At 56.5% G+C, this 12,694-nt stretch carries 13 protein-coding genes; 5 read left to right on the top strand and 8 right to left on the bottom strand.

Going from position 1 to position 12,694, the window contains the following annotated elements; all coding sequences use genetic code 11:
- Positions 1-36 precede the first annotated feature (36 nt).
- The 5 genes from ACRZ96_RS02575 to ACRZ96_RS02555 form a co-directional block, all read right to left on the bottom strand.
- Positions 37-1,077 (bottom strand): substrate-binding domain-containing protein, encoded by a 1,041-nt coding sequence (locus ACRZ96_RS02575; RefSeq protein ID WP_170393061.1) that lies wholly within the window; start codon positions 1,075-1,077, stop codon positions 37-39.
- Positions 1,078-1,258: 181 nt separating this feature from the next.
- Positions 1,259-2,290: an ATP-binding protein gene (locus tag ACRZ96_RS02570; protein ID WP_170625901.1), complete on the bottom strand. Its 1,032-nt coding sequence runs from the start codon at positions 2,288-2,290 to the stop codon at positions 1,259-1,261.
- 6 nt (positions 2,291-2,296) lie between these two features.
- Entirely contained in the window at positions 2,297-2,818 is a 522-nt protein-coding gene (locus ACRZ96_RS02565; RefSeq protein ID WP_480704845.1) for a gamma carbonic anhydrase family protein, read from the bottom strand.
- The gene (gmk, locus tag ACRZ96_RS02560) at positions 2,815-3,456 is read right to left on the bottom strand and encodes a guanylate kinase (RefSeq protein WP_170421654.1); all 642 of its coding nucleotides are present in this window, start codon (positions 3,454-3,456) and stop codon (positions 2,815-2,817) included. Before gmk ends, ACRZ96_RS02565 begins: the two co-directional genes overlap by 4 nt.
- Before the next feature lie 15 nt (positions 3,457-3,471).
- Positions 3,472-4,362 (bottom strand): YicC/YloC family endoribonuclease, encoded by an 891-nt coding sequence (locus tag ACRZ96_RS02555; RefSeq protein ID WP_170625898.1) that lies wholly within the window; start codon positions 4,360-4,362, stop codon positions 3,472-3,474.
- A gap of 232 nt (positions 4,363-4,594) precedes the next feature.
- Here ACRZ96_RS02555 and ACRZ96_RS02550 point away from each other — a divergent pair, with 232 nt between their 5' ends.
- Complete coding sequence (locus ACRZ96_RS02550; RefSeq protein WP_480704848.1) at positions 4,595-5,266, top strand: PAS domain-containing protein; 672 nt, start codon at positions 4,595-4,597, stop codon at positions 5,264-5,266.
- A gap of 55 nt (positions 5,267-5,321) precedes the next feature.
- Here the strand turns inward: ACRZ96_RS02550 and ACRZ96_RS02545 are convergent, their stop codons facing one another.
- Positions 5,322-6,692, bottom strand: coding sequence for a class II 3-deoxy-7-phosphoheptulonate synthase (locus ACRZ96_RS02545; protein WP_223118039.1), 1,371 nt, complete (start codon positions 6,690-6,692; stop codon positions 5,322-5,324).
- 169 nt (positions 6,693-6,861) lie between these two features.
- Between ACRZ96_RS02545 and ACRZ96_RS02540 the strand changes: the two genes are divergently transcribed.
- Positions 6,862-7,866 carry a GlxA family transcriptional regulator gene (locus tag ACRZ96_RS02540; RefSeq protein WP_170393055.1) on the top strand — a complete coding sequence of 335 codons (1,005 nt, stop codon included), beginning with the start codon at positions 6,862-6,864 and terminating at the stop codon, positions 7,864-7,866.
- A 20-nt stretch (positions 7,867-7,886) separates the two neighbouring features.
- Here the strand turns inward: ACRZ96_RS02540 and ACRZ96_RS02535 are convergent, their stop codons facing one another.
- Both ACRZ96_RS02535 and ACRZ96_RS02530 read right to left on the bottom strand, forming a co-directional pair.
- Entirely contained in the window at positions 7,887-8,414 is a 528-nt protein-coding gene (locus tag ACRZ96_RS02535; protein ID WP_480704850.1) for a GNAT family N-acetyltransferase, read from the bottom strand.
- Between the two features lie 88 nt (positions 8,415-8,502).
- Positions 8,503-9,597, bottom strand: coding sequence for a PQQ-dependent sugar dehydrogenase (locus tag ACRZ96_RS02530; protein WP_480771445.1), 1,095 nt, complete (start codon positions 9,595-9,597; stop codon positions 8,503-8,505).
- Between the two features lie 170 nt (positions 9,598-9,767).
- On the opposite strand from ACRZ96_RS02530, the gene ACRZ96_RS02525 reads away from it, so the two are divergent.
- The 3 genes from ACRZ96_RS02525 to ACRZ96_RS02515 all read left to right on the top strand — a co-directional run bounded on the left by ACRZ96_RS02525 (position 9,768) and on the right by ACRZ96_RS02515 (position 12,690).
- On the top strand, positions 9,768-10,949 hold the full coding sequence (locus ACRZ96_RS02525; protein WP_170393052.1) for an ABC transporter substrate-binding protein: 1,182 nt from the start codon (positions 9,768-9,770) through the stop codon (positions 10,947-10,949).
- Between the two features lie 125 nt (positions 10,950-11,074).
- Positions 11,075-11,863, top strand: a complete 789-nt coding sequence (locus ACRZ96_RS02520; protein WP_170562704.1) for an ABC transporter ATP-binding protein — start codon at positions 11,075-11,077, stop codon at positions 11,861-11,863.
- Positions 11,860-12,690 (top strand): ABC transporter ATP-binding protein, encoded by an 831-nt coding sequence (locus tag ACRZ96_RS02515; RefSeq protein WP_480814207.1) that lies wholly within the window; start codon positions 11,860-11,862, stop codon positions 12,688-12,690. The genes ACRZ96_RS02520 and ACRZ96_RS02515 overlap by 4 nt, the downstream gene beginning before the upstream one ends.
- Positions 12,691-12,694: the final 4 nt, after the last annotated feature.

The following is a 12,694-nucleotide window of genomic DNA, read 5'->3' as shown; positions in this document are numbered from 1 at the left end:
AACGCCGCCCCCAGTCAATTCAATCGGGGTGAGGGATTAGCTGCCCGAACCCAAGGTTACTTCGTTGGCAATCGCGTCCTGCGTTTTTGCCAGTTCAGGATCGGCAACCAGACCGTAGTTGGCCAGCGGGCCCGAGGGACCAGCAATTTCTTCATGAGTGAAGAACTGGGCGTATTCTTTCAGACCGGGGATCACGCCGATATGCGCTTTCTTGACGTAGAAAAACAGCGGGCGTGAGACGGGGTATTCACCCGACGCGATGCTCTCGGTCGACGGTGCGATACCACCCATCGTAGCCACTTTCAGCTTGTCGGTGTTGTTCTCGTAGAACGCCAGACCAAACACGCCGATACCATTGGTGTTGGTATCGATGCGGGCCAGAGTTTCGGTGTAGTCACCGTCGATATCGACCGATTTGCCGTCGGTGCGCACGTCCAGGCATGCATCTTCGGCGTCATCTTCGCTTAGGCCGCCCGCGACCATGGCTTCCATCGCGCCCGTCGCTTCACAACCTGCCAGCAGAACTTTGTCTTCGAACACTTCGCGGGTGCCGTGCTTGGTGCCCGGGATGAACATTGCGATTTCCACATCCGGCAGGTCAGCGTTGAACTCGGCCCAGCTGTTGAAGCTGTTGTCGACCAGCGCGCCATCTTTCATCACTTTCGATCCGATGGCATTGTAAATATCCGCAGGCTCAAACGCCGTGAAGGCAGGACCCGACTGCTGGCTTGCAAATACGATGCCGTCATAACCGATGCGGACTTCCATGATGTCGGTCACACCGTTTTCGGCGCATGCTTTAATCTCTTTTTCACGGATGGCACGCGATGCGTTTGCAACGTCGATCGTGTTTTCACCGACGCCTTCGCAGAAGCGTTTCAGACCGGCGGACGAGCCGCCTGATTCAACAACCGGTGTGGGGAAGTCGGTATTTTCACCGAACAGTTCTGCAACGATTGACGCATAAGGCAGAACGGTGGAAGAGCCAGCAACTTGAACGTTGTCACGCGCAGCAGCAGTGGTTGCCGAGACGGCAGCGATAGCCAGCGCAGAAGCCGACAGTTTTACAAAGGACATTTCAGTCTCCTTGAAAAGGATGGGTACTGATCATCCCCATGATGATCTGAGCGCAGCACTATGACGCCTGCGTAAGCCTTTTGTGACAGGTATGTAACGGTTTCATGACAACTCATGAATTTCTCAGAAATTCTTAACTTGACGATGCGTCACCCCAGTAAAGCCTGCGTTTGGCACGACCTTAGCGTGGTAGAATGACCGTAAACGTCGCTCCCTGCCCCGGTTCACTTTCCACACGCAACCTGCCCCGATGGCGATTGACGATATGCTTCACGATCGCAAGCCCCAGTCCGGTTCCGCCCAACTCGCGCGAGCGGTGACTGTCTGCGCGATAGAACCGTTCGGTCAACCTGGGCAGGTGTTTGGCATCAATACCGGGCCCTTGATCAATGATCTTGATCCGTACCGCAGGACCGCGCATCGCCGTATCCCGCTCAGACAGGGTTACGACCACACCGACCTTGCCACCGCTGCCCCCGTATTTGATCGCGTTTTCAACGAGATTGGTTATCACCTGGCGAAGCTGATCGCTGTCTCCGACCATCTCGATCGACTCGTTTGGGGCATCCAACGAAACAACAACACTGGCATCATCCGTCAGCGGTCGCAGAGTGTTTAAGGTCGATTGAATCAAGCCTGTCAGTTCCAATGGCTCTTTGGGTCTGACCCGCTCTTCACTTTCCACCCGATTGAGCGACAGCAAATCCCCCACAAGCCGGTTCATCCGATTGGCCTCATCCGCCATGATCTGAAGAAAGCGGTCGCGGGCGGCCGTGTCGTCGCGAGCGGGGCCTTGCAATGTTTCGATAAACCCCATCAAGGCCGTTAGCGGCGTGCGCAATTCATGGCTGACATTGGCCACGAAATCGCGCCGCATCTGACCGGCCTGTTCCAGATGCGTGATATCCTGAAATACCGCCAATACCGCTTCGGTCCCGCCGACGAATCTGCACTGCACCTCAAACGTCGTATCCTGAGCACCATCATTGGACAGATGCCGCGCTTTGCCGGGCTGCTTCGAGCGCAGGCATTGTTCGACGGCATCGATGACCTGAGGCTGGCGCAGGATTGTGGCAAAATGCCTGCCTTCGATTGCGTGTCCCAAAAGCGTCCGCGCCTCGCTATTTGCGGCGACAATACGCTCGGTCTGACCAACCAGCACGGCGGGCATCGGAATGGCTGAAACCAATTCGGCAAGCAGGGTATCCGTCATGCGCGTTTAGACCGGACGCAATGTTTGGCGAAACTTGCGCATGTTGTCCTGATAGTGCAGCGCACTCAGCGTTAGTTTCTGGGCCGCCGCCTCATCAAGCTGCCGCACAACTTTGCCCGGCGAGCCCATGACCAACGAATTATCGGGAACCTCTTTGCCTTCGGTGATCAGCGCCCCCGCCCCGATCAGACAGTTCTTTCCGATATTCGCCCCGTTTAGAACGATAGCCCCCATACCGATCAGCGTATTGTCTCCGATCGTGCAACCATGCAGCATGACCTTGTGACCAATTGTGCAGTTCTTCCCAATGGTCAGCGGATAGCCCGCATCGATGTGCATCACGCAGTCTTCCTGCACATTGCTGCCTGCGCCCACACGGACTTCTTCGTGATCGGCCCGGATGGTGCACCCGAACCAGACCGAAGCGCCTTGTTCCAGGACTACTTTGCCGATCAGGTTGGCGTCGGGGGCTACCCAGGTGTCTTCGTGAATTTGCGGCGAGTGATCACCCAAAGCATAGATGGTCATGACAAGCCCTCGAACTCGGTCTGCAACGAGCGGATGTGGTTCTGCAGGCTGGGCTGTTGGATGCGACGCATGCGTTCTGCGCTGACGATGGTCTTCAGCTTTTCCTCGGTGGTATCCAAATCATCGTTGATCAGAACATAGTCGTAGTAGCCCCAATGGCTGATCTCATCCCAGCTTTTCAACATGCGCTTGGCGATCACATCCTCACTGTCCTGCCCACGCCCTTCCAGCCTGCGGCGTAGTTCACGGATCGAGGGCGGGAGGATGAAAATCGACAACGCATGCTTGCCCAGATCCGAATTGCGGATCTGCACTTCTCCCTGCCAATCGACATCAAAAAGCACATCACGCCCCTGTGTGATGGACTCGCGGACCGGTCCAGCAGGAGAGCCGTAGAAGTTGCCGAACACATGCGCGTGTTCCAGCATCTGCCCATCCGCCACCTGCTGTTTGAACTCGTCCTCGGATAGGAAGTAGTACTCCCGGCCATGCTCCTCACCCGGGCGCGGAGCGCGGGTGGTGGCCGAGATCGAGAATTCCAAACCGACATCCCACCGCATCAAACGGCGGGCCAGAGTGGATTTACCTGCACCCGAAGGCGAGGACAGTATGATTAATAGACCGCGGCGATCCGCCATGTGATGTTCCCGTCCTTATTCCACGTTCTGCACTTGCTCGCGCATCTGATCGATGACCGCCTTTAGCTCCAAACCAACCGCCGTCAGTTCAGCATTCTGCGATTTCGAGCAGAGCGTGTTGGCCTCACGGTTGAACTCCTGCATCAGGAAATCCAGCTTACGCCCGACCGGGCCGTCTTGCGTCAATAGGGCACGCGCAGCAGTGACATGGGCCTTCAAACGATCGATTTCTTCGGTGATATCGGCCTTGACCGCGATCAGGGCCAGTTCTTGTGCAACGCGATCAGGGTCCGCACCTTGCGTATTGTCGAGAACGCGTGTCAGATTTTCGCGCATGTTTTGCGCCATTTCCTCGCGGCGACGCTCGGCCAGATCAGCGGCCTGATCCGTCAGCTTTGCGACTTGGTCGAGTTGTCCCGTAAGAATGCCTGACAGTGCTTCACCTTCGGAACCGCGCATCTCAATGAATGAAGCAAGCAAGCCACCGAACTCAGATTTCAGGTGCTCGACAAGTTGGGCTGGATCATCCGCGTCAGCTCCGGCTTCCAACATCCCTTTCAACGCAAGAAGATCACTGGCTTTGGAGGGAGCCAACAATACGCCCCGCGCGCCTGCAAGCGCTTCGGTCTGGGCCAGTGCATCCAGCGCAGCTTCCATCGCTGGGGTATTCAACCGGACATCCGCGGCGGTTTCTTCCCGTCCCATCCGAAGGGACAGCGTGATGTTCCCTCGGTTGACCTGCTTCGACAGATCGCCTCTCAGCGCGGCCTCTAACCCTGTCAACCAATCGGGAAGCCGCAGACGTAAATCCAGCCCCTTGCCATTGACGCTGCGCAATTCCCAAGTCCAGCTATGGGGACCAAACGCCCCCTTGCCCGAGGCGAAACCGGTCATGGATTTGATCATGCCTGCCCTTTCCGTCAAATTCACTGGTCGCACCTAATGCCATTGACCAGCAAGGGGCAAGACCTTGCTCATTCCCCAATCAATGCCAAGAGGTTAACCATTCGTTAAAGAATTGCTCCAAAATTGTATTAACCCGTGTCAATCTGACAGTCAGAAAAGCTGGCGGATCGCAGCTTTGCCCATTAGATGGCATTTTAGGAAAATCGCGAGTGATTGACGGTAGGGTGATGAAATGAAAACCTTTTTCGGGACTGGTTCCGGCTCAGAACTTGGAAAGATCATCGCAATGGACCGATTTGACAGCGGGCGAAGCCTTTCTCCCATCCGTCAGGCCGAAGCCTATTGGACCGCCTTGCTGACAGGTGAAGGCGTTCCGATGCGCTCGCAGATCGATCCGCGCGGCCTGGAGAATATTCTCGAATACACATTCATACTGGAACGCATCGCGCCGGGTTTGGCCCGGTTTCGGCTGGCGGGAAGTCACCTGAACAATCTGGCGGGCATGGAAGTTCGCGGTATGCCTCTAACGGCTTTTTTCGAACCGAGCGCCCGCGATGATGTCAAATCCATTCTGGACCAAGTCCTCACCGGCCCCGCGGTTGCCGAACTGGGCTTGCTTTCGAAAGGCAAGCTCGGACGAACCAGCCTTCAGGCCCGCATGATCCTGCTGCCGCTTAAAAGCGATCTGGGCGACGTCAGCCGCATTCTTGGGGTCATGGTCAGCGATGGAACCATCGGGGCAACACCGCGTCGCTTCATTGTCTCGGATCGCCGCGTCAACCCGATCTCTGAACTGCAACAGCCTCCGAGGCCTGTCCAACAGCAAACAGAGGGGTTCGCTGAAGACCAGACCACGTTCAAAGGGGCACCGCACCTAAGGTTGGTATCATCACGTGACGACTAAATGAAAACGGCGGGCATGAGGCCCGCCGTCTTACTAATTCAGGATGTATTCGAAGTCAGCTTGCAGCGCGCTTGCTGCGGTCACGACGTAGGTTGGTCAGTTCTTCCGCGACAAGGAATGCAAGTTCCAGCGACTGCGAGGCGTTCAGGCGCGGGTCGCAAGCTGTGTGATAGCGATCCGAAAGATCCTCTTCTGTCACCGCGCGCACACCTCCGGTGCATTCGGTGACATCCAGCCCTGTCATCTCGAAATGAACACCACCGGGGATCGTGCCTTCAGCCTGATGTACGCCAAAGAAATCGCGTACTTCGCGCAGCACGGAATCAAACGGCCGGGTCTTGTAGCCGGTCGCGGATTTGATCGTGTTGCCATGCATCGGATCGCAGACCCAAGTAACCTGTGCGCCCTCTTCCTTCACGGCTTTGACCAGACGCGGCAGATGCTCACCCGCTTTACCTGCACCAAAGCGCGCGATCAGAGTCAGACGCCCCTCTTCGTTTTCTGGATTCAACTTGGACATCAGAACCTTGAGGTCTTCGGCACTGGTTGTCGGGCCACATTTCAGACCAATCGGGTTCAGAACACCCCGGCAGAACTCGACATGCGCACCGTCGGGCTGACGGGTCCGATCGCCGATCCAGATCATGTGACCCGAGCCAGCCAACCAATTGCCAGATGTCGAATCCAGACGCGTCAGCGCCTCTTCGTACTCAAGCAGCAGGCCTTCGTGGCTGGTGTAGAATTCCACCGACGAGAATTCGTGTGTGGTATCTGCGGTGATGCCCGCAGCCCCCATGAAGTCAATCGAATCCTGAATGCGGTCGGCGATCTCAGAGTATTTCTGAACGTCTTGCCCGTCGGCAAAACCCAGCGTCCACGAATGCACGTGGCTCATATCCGCAAAACCACCGGTCGAGAACGCCCGCAGCAGATTCAGTGTTGCCGCCGCCTGTGTATAGGCCTGAAGCATCTTGTCGGGATTCGGAATACGTGCCTCGGGTGTAAAGGCCAGCTCATTGATGATGTCACCGCGGTAGCTGGGCAGTTCCACACCGTCCACAACCTCTGTCGGTGCACTGCGCGGTTTTGCAAACTGGCCCGCCATGCGGCCAACTTTAACCACGGGAACCTTGGCGCCGTAGGTTAGCACCATTGCCATCTGCAGCATCACCTTGAACGTGTCACGGATCGCATCCGCGCTGAACTGCTCAAAGCTTTCAGCGCAATCCCCGCCTTGCAACAGGAACGCTTCGCCACGACCCGCGGCTCCCAGATGCTGCTTCAGCCGTCGCGCTTCACCCGCAAAAACCAGCGGGGGATACTGCGAAAGCTGCGCCTCGACTTTGGCCAGCGCGGCCGCGTCGGTATAGTCTGGCATCTGAACCCGGGGCTTGTTGCGCCAGTTCGTTTTTTGCCATTCAGTCATAGCTTTTATCTCCGCTGAAGTATTTCAGGTGGCCTCTATACAAAATGCATGAATGAGAGGCCATATCCCTTTTGCGCCTCTTGACGCCATAATCAAGCTTTGAGCATGGTGACTGGCATATCCGCCACCGTGGAAATCCCGGTGCGCGCCGAATCAAGGACAGTTCGCCATGCAAGAGCAACGCCAAGTTGTCACTGTGGATCATAGCACAGGCAAGCCGCATAACTTTGTATTTGTGCTTTTGGACAAGTTTTCCCTTTTGTCATTCGCTTCGGCTTTGGACAGTCTGCGGATCGCCAATCGAATGGCCAACCGAGAGCTTTATACCTGGACCTTGACGGGCGAAGGCGGTGAGACAGTGACTTGTTCAGCCGGTACTTCTTTCAATCTTGATTCTGATCTGACCGAATTGCAGCGTGACGACGTCGTCCTGATCTGCGGGGGGGTCGATGTACAAGCGGCAACCACCAAACGCATCCTGAACTGGGTACGCCGCGAAGCGCGTAAAGGGTTGAAAATCGGCGGTCTTTGCACCGCGGCCTATACGCTGGCCAAAGCCGGTTTGCTGGAAGGCAAGCGCGCAACGATCCATTGGGAAAACTCAGACAGTTTTGCCGAAGAATTCGACACAGTAGAACTGACCAAGTCGGTGTTTTTGGTTGATGGCAACCGAATGACAACTGCTGGCGGCACATCCTCGATTGACCTGATGCTCAAGCTGATTGCCGAAGATTACGGAGAAGATCTGGCCAACGCGGTCGCTGATCAGATGATCTATTCTTCGATACGTACGGATCAGGACACGCAACGTTTGTCGACACCTACACGGATCGGCGTACGCCACCCCAAGCTCAGTCAGGTTATCCTGATGATGGAAAAGAACATAGAAGAGCCAATCTCGCCCTCTATTCTAGCCAAGGACGTAGGCATGTCGACGCGCCAGCTAGAACGTCTGTTCCGCCGCTATCTTAGCCGCTCGCCCAAGCGCTACTACATGGAACTGCGCCTGCATAAAGCGCGGAACTTGCTGATGCAGACCGATATGAGCGTCATCAATGTGGCGCTGGCTTGCGGCTTTGCCAGCCCGTCGCATTTCTCCAAATGCTACCGGGCGCATTACAACACCACGCCTTATCGCGAACGCGGTGCACAGAGCGGTCGGTTGTCTGTTTAATCCAAAGCCGCAGGGAAACCTTACAAATCTTTCGCAAAGTAGTGCAGGTGCGGCCGTAACATCGGTTGATCCAGATAGGTCGTGGTTTCGATTGGTGAGTCCAGTTCAACAAAACCAAGTTTGGGGTACAGGTCGCGCATTTCGACATTCGGTGTAAGCGTATCGGCGATGAGGCGTTTCAAACCCATATCACGCGCGGCCTGTTCCCGGGCTTCGATCAAGGCACGCCCGGCACCGGTCCCTCGTGCCTCCTCGGTCACAAAAACCCGTTTAAGTTCACCGGTTTGGTGATCAAATCGTTTCAGCATCCCACATCCAATGATGTTTCCGGCATCGTTTCGCGCCACCACAAGACATCCATTCGGGGGTAGGTAATCCTCTGTATGCGCCCAAAACTCCGCCAATGCGCTTTCGGGGGCCGCTAGATCAATCTCAAAGCCCATATCCTGCATTCGTTGCACGATAAGCGCGTAATATTGTGCCAGGATCGTATTCAGTTCGCGCTTTGGCGGCATTGTTTCACAAAGCTCGATTACAAAATCACTCATTCAAATCTCCTGATCACCCTGAAGCCCGGAACAGATACACCGTGACCGAATGGCATAGAAGCAAACGCCCTAACCCCGTTTAATACCGTCAAAGGGGCGTCATTCGGTAAACCGCGCCTTGCCCGACGGAAATGAACCAGATCGACCCATCTGGTGCTTCGGCGATGTCGCGAACACGTTCGGTCTCGGGGCCTTCGATCTGCTCAACCTCACGCAGTGGATCGCCCGCCAAACGTGCAATGTAGTCGAATTTCAAAGAGCCAACGAATAGATTCCCCTTCCATTCCGGCCAAAGTTTCCCGGAATAGACCATCAAGCCAGAGGGTGCGATGGAAGGATCCCAATAAAGCTCGGGCTGTTCCATTCCTTGCTTCGACGTGCCTTCACCGATCTTCTGACCCGAATAATGAACGCCATACGAAATCACTGGCCAGCCATAATTGGCACCGGGTCTGATCAGATTAACCTCATCCCCGCCTTTTGCCCCGTGTTCCGAAATCCAAAGCCGACCCTGCAGATCCAAATTGGCACCCTGAGGGTTTCTGTGACCAAACGACCAGATCTCGGGGCGGACACCGGGATTGCCCACAAACGGGTTATCACTGGGAACTGAACCATCACGGTTGATCCGAATGACCGTACCCATGTGGTTCGTTCGATCCTGCGCAGCCGGGCGATCACCTCGGTCACCGATAGTGACGAACAACGTGCCATCATTCGCTTCAACGACGCGAGAACCAAAGTGGCGCCCGCCTGAGCCACCGGGAGAGGCCTCGAATATCACGCGCAGATTGGTTAGACGTTCTCCGTTTTCCGATAAACGAGCGACAGCGACAGCGGTGCCTGCACCGCCTCGTTGCGATTTGGAGAAAGTCAGAAAAAGCTCGCGGGTCTGATTAAAGTCACGCGCGATGGTGACATCTAGCAAACCGCCCTGCCCGTTCGCGACCACTTTTGGCAGACCCTTGATGCGCTTCGCCTCACCTCCGGCAACGTACAAAAGCTCGCCATCTCGCTCAGTGACAACAAAGCTGCCATCCGGAAGAATGCCAATCGCCCAAGGTGTATCAAGGCCTCTGACCACCTGAGTAACCTGAACCGGCCCGCCGGTTGTGTTGATGACATCGGACCAGCCTGCAATCGACCAGCACGACAGAATGAGAATCGCAAAAGTCCTGATCATATCGACCCAATCCCTAGTGGTGCACCGCAACAAACTGACCTAGCCTAACAAAACAGATAGGATTGCTGCTTTCAAAAGCACTTTTTTGTTAGGACTTTTCTTTTTCGGACAGCTTGCCTAGGGTCATGCCCAGAACGACGACGTTCAAACGATAAATAGGGAGTAACCTAATGAAAAAGCTGCTTACCGCTACTGCAGCAACCGCTCTGCTGGCGGGTACCGCTATGGCCGAGGACGTGAAGCTGGGCGTGCTGTTCGGCTTTACAGGCCCGATTGAATCGCTGGCCCCGGCCATGGGTTCGGGCGCAGAAATGGCGATGGCCGAGGTCACCGAATCCGGCAAACTGCTGGACGGCGCAAGCGTGACCGGAACCCGCGCCGATACCGGCTGTATCGACAATGGTCTGGCCACATCGAACGGCGAACGTATGATCGCCGATGGCGTCGCCGGTATCATCGGCGGCGACTGCTCGGGCGTCACTGGCGCGATCCTGCAGAACGTCGCGATCCCGAACGGCATGGTCATGATCTCGCCGTCGGCCACGTCTCCGGGTCTGTCGACCATGGAAGACAACGGCCTGTTCTTCCGCACCGCGCCGTCGGATGCGCGTGAAGGTCAAGTAATGGCAGACATCCTGAATGACCGTGGCATCAGCTCGATTGCTCTGACATACACCAACAACGACTACGGCAAGGGTCTGGCGGACGCGATCCAGTCCTCGTTCGAGGCTTCGGGTGGCGAAGTCACCATCGTTGCCGCGCACGAAGACGGCAAGGCCGACTATTCGGCCGAAGTTGGCGCGCTGGCCTCGGCCGGTGGCGATATTCTGGTCGTTGCCGGCTATCTGGATCAGGGTGGTCTGGGCATCATCCAGTCGGCGCTGGACAGCGGCGCGTTTGATACATTCGGTCTGCCCGGCGGCATGATCGGTGACTCGCTGCCGGCAAACGTTGGTCCCGACCTGAACGGCTCGTTCGGTCAGATCGCTGGCTCGGGCGGTGAAGGTGCCGAGAAGTACTTTGCCATGGCTGAAGCTGCGGGCTTTGACGGTTCGTCGCCCTACTCGCCGGAAAGCTATGACGCCGCCGCGCTATTCATGCTGGCGATGCAGGCCGCAGGTTCGACCAACCCCGCTGAATACGGCGCGAAAATCATGGATGTCGCCAACGCTCCGGGTGAGCAAATCTTCCCCGGAGAACTGGCTAAAGGTCTGGAGCTGTTGGCTGCCGGTCAGGACATCGATTATGTCGGCGCATCGGGCGTTGAGCTGATCGGCCCTGGTGAAAGCGCAGGTTCCTATCGCGAGATCGAGGTGACCGACGGCGAAAACAAGACCGTCAACTTCCGTTGATCCAAGGTTAAAAGTCATAAAAACAAGCAGCCCGGCCCTTGTGTCCGGGCTGTTTCAATGAAAAAAGGCCGCACTCCGGTTAACGGGGATGGTAAAAACGCCGAAAACGGCGGCTAGGGGAAAAGATGATCGTCGTCGATGACGTGCACAAGCATTTCGGCGGGTTTCATGCGGTGGACGGGGCATCGCTGGAAATCCAAAAGGGCTCGATCACCGGTCTGATCGGACCGAACGGGGCCGGAAAAACCACGCTATTCAACGTGATCGCGGGCGTACTTCCACCGACCAGCGGTAAGGTACACATGGACGGTGAGGATATCACTGGCCTGCCCCCGCATGAGCTGTTTCATAAGGGCCTGCTGCGCACCTTCCAGATCGCGCATGAGTTTTCGTCGATGAGCTGCCGTGAAAACCTGATGATGGTGCCCGGCGCACAATCCGGGGAATCGCTGTGGAACACGTGGTTCGGGCGTAAGCGTATCGCGGATGAGGAACGCGCACTTAGGGCGAAAGCCGATGAGGTGCTGGAGTTCCTGACAATCGAACATCTCGCCGATCACAAGGCCGGTCAGGTCTCGGGCGGTCAGAAGAAGCTGCTGGAACTTGGCCGTACCATGATGGTCGACGCCAAGATCGTGTTTTTGGACGAGGTCGGCGCTGGTGTGAACCGCACCCTTCTGATGACCATCGCCGACACGATCCTGCGCCTGAACAAGGAACGCGGCTATACCTTCGTCGTTATCGAGCACGACATGGATTTCATCGGCAAGATTTGCGACCCGGTCATCTGTATGGCCGAGGGAAAGGTGCTGGCCGAAGGCACTCTGGACGAGATCAAGGCCAATGAACACGTGATCGAAGCTTACCTAGGCACCGGCCTGAAGAACAAAGACAAGCTGGAGGCGGGCGTATGAGCGACAACCCCTACCAGGACGACAAGGGCAACAAGGACGCTTCGATCACCAATACGCATGGTGTCGGCACCATGACTCCAGCACATCGCAAAAGCGGTGAAACGCATCGGGTCGAGGGCGGTCCTTTCCTGATTGGCGACACTATGACTGGTGGCTATGGCAAAGGGCCAGACATCCTGCATGACTGCACCATCGCCGTTGATAAGGGCGAGATCGCGGTGATCGTCGGCCCCAACGGCGCGGGCAAATCCACCGCAATGAAAGCTGTGTTTGGCATGCTGGACGTACGCCAAGGGTCTGTGCGGCTGGATGGCGAAGATATCACCAATCTCAACCCGCAAGACCGCGTGGTACGCGGCATGGGCTTTGTCCCGCAGACCTCGAACATTTTTACGTCGATGACAGTGGAAGAGAACCTTGAGATGGGTGCCTTCATCCGGCGCGACGACATCAGCCAGACGATGGAACAGGTCTATGACCTCTTCCCCATCCTGCGCGACAAGCGCAACCAGGCCGCCGGAGAGCTGTCAGGTGGTCAACGTCAACAGGTCGCTGTGGGCCGTGCGCTGATGACTCAGCCCAAGGTGTTGATGCTGGACGAACCCACCGCCGGTGTCTCACCAATCGTGATGGATGAGCTGTTCGACCGGATCATCGAAGTTTCGCGCACCGGCCTGCCGATCCTTATGGTCGAACAGAATGCCCGTCAGGCGCTGGAGATTGCGGACAAGGGATATGTACTGGTCCAGGGTCGCAATGCCTATACCGGGACAGGCAAGGAGCTGTTGGCCGATCCAGAAGTTCGCAAGAGTTTCTTGGGGGGATGACGCC

Source organism: Ruegeria sp. CF1 (assembly GCF_056537445.1).
This window is presented reverse-complemented; position numbering and strand designations above follow the sequence as displayed.

Coding starts and splice junctions, on each gene's coding strand:
- ACRZ96_RS02575 (WP_170393061.1), bottom strand. CDS start 1,077: ATGTCCTTTGTAAAACTGTCGGCTTCTGCGCTGGCTATCGCTGCCGTC.
- ACRZ96_RS02570 (WP_170625901.1), bottom strand. CDS start 2,290: ATGACGGATACCCTGCTTGCCGAATTGGTTTCAGCCATTCCGATGCCC.
- ACRZ96_RS02565 (WP_480704845.1), bottom strand. CDS start 2,818: ATGACCATCTATGCTTTGGGTGATCACTCGCCGCAAATTCACGAAGAC.
- gmk (WP_170421654.1), bottom strand. CDS start 3,456: ATGGCGGATCGCCGCGGTCTATTAATCATACTGTCCTCGCCTTCGGGT.
- ACRZ96_RS02555 (WP_170625898.1), bottom strand. CDS start 4,362: ATGATCAAATCCATGACCGGTTTCGCCTCGGGCAAGGGGGCGTTTGGT.
- ACRZ96_RS02550 (WP_480704848.1), top strand. CDS start 4,595: ATGAAAACCTTTTTCGGGACTGGTTCCGGCTCAGAACTTGGAAAGATC.
- ACRZ96_RS02545 (WP_223118039.1), bottom strand. CDS start 6,692: ATGACTGAATGGCAAAAAACGAACTGGCGCAACAAGCCCCGGGTTCAG.
- ACRZ96_RS02540 (WP_170393055.1), top strand. CDS start 6,862: ATGCAAGAGCAACGCCAAGTTGTCACTGTGGATCATAGCACAGGCAAG.
- ACRZ96_RS02535 (WP_480704850.1), bottom strand. CDS start 8,414: ATGAGTGATTTTGTAATCGAGCTTTGTGAAACAATGCCGCCAAAGCGC.
- ACRZ96_RS02530 (WP_480771445.1), bottom strand. CDS start 9,597: ATGATCAGGACTTTTGCGATTCTCATTCTGTCGTGCTGGTCGATTGCA.
- ACRZ96_RS02525 (WP_170393052.1), top strand. CDS start 9,768: ATGAAAAAGCTGCTTACCGCTACTGCAGCAACCGCTCTGCTGGCGGGT.
- ACRZ96_RS02520 (WP_170562704.1), top strand. CDS start 11,075: ATGATCGTCGTCGATGACGTGCACAAGCATTTCGGCGGGTTTCATGCG.
- ACRZ96_RS02515 (WP_480814207.1), top strand. CDS start 11,860: ATGAGCGACAACCCCTACCAGGACGACAAGGGCAACAAGGACGCTTCG.